Below are 3,124 nucleotides of genomic sequence, written 5' to 3' on the forward strand. Positions count from 1 at the left end.
TCCCTGCTCACAGGACGGGAGCCGTCAGCGTGTGCGGGGCCGGGCCCACCCGGTGGCCCGCTCGCCGGATGCCGTCGCCGAGAGCACACCGCGTCGTGCGCCGTGGCGACCACCGGGCCGATCCGTTCCATGGGGTGGGCCCTCATCAGGTGGAAGTACTGTGCGGGTACTCCGTATACCCACAGTGCCGTCAACGTGCGGCCGGTCGACGGTGTCGTCTACGACCAGGTCGTCACCGGGCGGTTGGAGCCGTCGAGCCAGCCGATGGTCCCCGAGGTGGTCGGGGAGCGCCGGCCTTCGGGGTGGGGGGCTGGCGAAGGCGGGTGAGGGGCCCGGGCCCGGCCCGGGGTGTGCTGCACGCGCCGGGCTGCGAGGAGGCGCCGCAGGGCGCGCCGCTGCTGGATGTGGAGCACGCGTTGGACGTTGCGGAGAACCCGGGGACGCGGCTGTGAACGCTGTGCGGGTGCGCTCAGGAGCCGGCGCCGATCCTCACGATGGTGGAACCCTGAGCTGGTGGTGGAAGTCGGCATCGATGTCCCCCCGCGACGCCTCCGGCCGGTGGCGCCACCCCGCACTCTGGCATCACATCCGCCCCAACCTCTCCCCCGCCTTCTGACGGCGGCGTTGCGCAGCAAGGGCCTCCCGCTGCTTGACCGGGCTCGCCGGCAAGCGCCCAGGGTCATCGCCCGGGAGTGGTACGTGCCGTCCTTGACGGTTGTGAGGCGTCGGTGAGGTCGGCGCCGGTGGCGGCGTCCCGCTGCGAGTGGTTGGTGCCGTGCCAGTCCAGGCACATGACGGTCGCGTCGTCCTGCAGGTGGCCATCGTGGGCCTCGACGATCGCCGCGATGAGGGTGCGGGCCGCCTCGCGGGGATGCAGCGCGCGGGTGCGCACGATCAGGTCGGACAGATCGAGGCTGCCTGCGTCGTGTTCCAGCATGCCGTCGGTCAGCATCACCAGCCGGTCGCCCGGCCGCAGGTCCAGCGACTGGACCTGGTAGCCGTGAGGGGCGTCGAAGCCGAACGGCATATCGACCGTCGGAGTGAGCTCCCGCACCTGGCCGTCCCGCATCCGCAGCGGCCAGGGGTGCCCGGCGTTGACGAACTCGGTCCTGCCGTCGAGCAGGCTGATACGCAGGAGCTGACCGGTGACGTAGCCCTTGTGGCCGTGCTCGCGCATCGCCTGGTCCGCCTGGCGGGCCTGTTCGGCGAGATCGGCACCGGCCCGACGGGCCCGACGCAGGGCGCCCACCGCAAGGGTGGCCAGCAGCGCGGCTTCGACATCGTGCCCCATGGCATCGGTGACGGAGAGCTGGACGGTGTCCCGGTCGATCGCGTAGTCGAAGGTGTCGCCCCCGACGTGGTCGGCCGGCTCCAGCGCCCCGGCCACCGCGAACTGAGCCGCCTCGCAGGCCAACGACGCCGGGAGCAGCCGGTGCTGGATCTCCGCGGCCAGACTCAGCGGCTTGGTCCGGCGGCCCCACTGGTACATGTCGGTGAAGGACCGGTTCGCGATGACGATGTACGCCAGCGCGTGCGCGGCATCGCCGATCTCCCGCATCACTTCCGCGTCCGGCGCCACCGGCAGGAACAGTTCGAGAAGCCCGATGGCGTCCCCGCGGTTGGTCACCGGAGCCACGATCCGCACCAGACCGCCCTCGTCCTCGTCTTCCACGCCCGGCCGCTGGGTGCGGATCACATCGTCGTACAGGGTGCCCCGCAGCGTGATGCGCCGGGCGGGTTCATCAGTATCAACGCTGCCCGCCGCCCCCAGCCGTACGACCGAACTGCCGGTGAAATCGGTGATCAGGAACGACACCGACACGGCCCCGAGGTGCTCCTGGAGCATGCGGGCGACCACGTCGAGCGACTCGACGGGCGCCGCGGCCTCCGCGGCTTCCAATGTCCCCGCCAACGTCATCGCCCTGCCCCGGCCACTCCCGCCCCGGGAAAGACGAGCGACCCGCCCGCCCTCCGGCCCTCCTACGGTCACAGCGACTCCTTTAGTGCTTGATGACGCTCAGGACTTCGCCCAGAAGGACGCGGAAGACCAGTACCGGGCCCGGTGCCCGGACAGGCCACATTGCACCACGGGGCCGGTCTCCTGTCCGCTGACACCGTCAGGTGGCTGCGAGGAGGATGGCCGTGTAGTGCGCGGCGAAGGCGGCGATGGTCAGGACGTGGAAGACCTCGTGGAAGCCGAACCAGGCCGGTGAGGGATCAGGACGCTTGAGTCCGTAGACGACGGCGCCCGCGGTGTAGAGCAGACCACCGGTGATGATGAGCACGACGACCGCGATGCCGCCGGCGTGCGCGAAGTCGGGCAGATTGAAGACGGCCACCCAGCCCAGCGCGATGTAGCACGGGGTGTACAGCCACCGGGGAGCCCCGATCCACAGGATGCGGAAGGCGATCCCGGCCAGCGCGCCCGCCCACACCACCGTCAGCAGCACCCTCTGCTTGCCTTCGGTCAGGAGCAGTACCGTCAGCGGTGTGTAGGTGCCCGCGATGATCAGGAAGATGTTCGCGTGGTCCAGCCGCCGCAGAACCGCCTCCCCGCGCGGACCCCACGTCCCGCGGTGGTAGAGCGCGCTGGTACCGAACAGCAGACAGGCCGACACCGCGTACACCGAGCAGGCCGCCACCGCCGCGCCCGTACGTGAAACGACGATCAGGACGATCCCCCCGACGAGCGCCAGGGGGAACACTCCGGCGTGCAGCCAGCCGCGCATTCGCGGCTTGAGCACAGCCGCCGCCCGCTCCACCCCGCCTTCCAGGCCGCCAGCGGCAGTCGGCCGGTCTGCTGCGACGGGAGACGCATCCCTCGCCGGAATACGCCGGGCGTCGGACGAGTTGCCCGGGCCGGGCTGGGGCTCCCGTCCGTGGGACGGCTGCTCAGTGTCTTCGGCGATCATGCGCTCATCTTCTTGAATTGGCGGAAGCGGGCGGTCGGGCGCGGCATCGCGGACCGCGTATCAGGTGGCGGCTGTGTGCAGGGCTGAGCTACGGCGATGTTCGGCGTTGATGCGCTGGGCTTCCTCGAGCTTGTCCTCGAGGGCGACGATGCGGCACGCGGCCTCGATCGGGGTTCCCTGGTCGACGAGTTCCCGGGCACGGGCGGCGATGC

2 protein-coding genes and 1 pseudogene are annotated in these 3,124 nt (G+C 70.9%); all 3 read right to left on the reverse strand.

The window, feature by feature from the left end:
• Window positions 1-679: 679 nt before the first annotated feature.
• Window positions 680-1,918 (reverse strand): PP2C family protein-serine/threonine phosphatase, encoded by a 1,239-nt coding sequence (locus ACWD1Z_RS36915; protein WP_451125223.1) that lies wholly within the window; start codon window positions 1,916-1,918, stop codon window positions 680-682.
• Between the two features lie 199 nt (window positions 1,919-2,117).
• Window positions 2,118-2,912, reverse strand: a complete 795-nt coding sequence (gene trhA / locus ACWD1Z_RS36920; protein WP_451125221.1) for a PAQR family membrane homeostasis protein TrhA — start codon at window positions 2,910-2,912, stop codon at window positions 2,118-2,120.
• A gap of 60 nt (window positions 2,913-2,972) precedes the next feature.
• A pseudogene (locus tag ACWD1Z_RS36925) lies at window positions 2,973-3,124 on the reverse strand (MerR family transcriptional regulator); the annotation flags it as partial.

The sequence above is a fragment of the Streptomyces sp. NPDC002784 genome (assembly GCF_053592135.1).

What these genes read in the sequence shown, in the direction of transcription:
- ACWD1Z_RS36915 (WP_451125223.1), bottom strand. Translation starts at nt 1,918, where the DNA reads ATGACGTTGGCGGGGACATTGGAAGCCGCGGAGGCCGCGGCGCCCGTC.
- trhA (WP_451125221.1), bottom strand. Translation starts at nt 2,912, where the DNA reads ATGATCGCCGAAGACACTGAGCAGCCGTCCCACGGACGGGAGCCCCAG.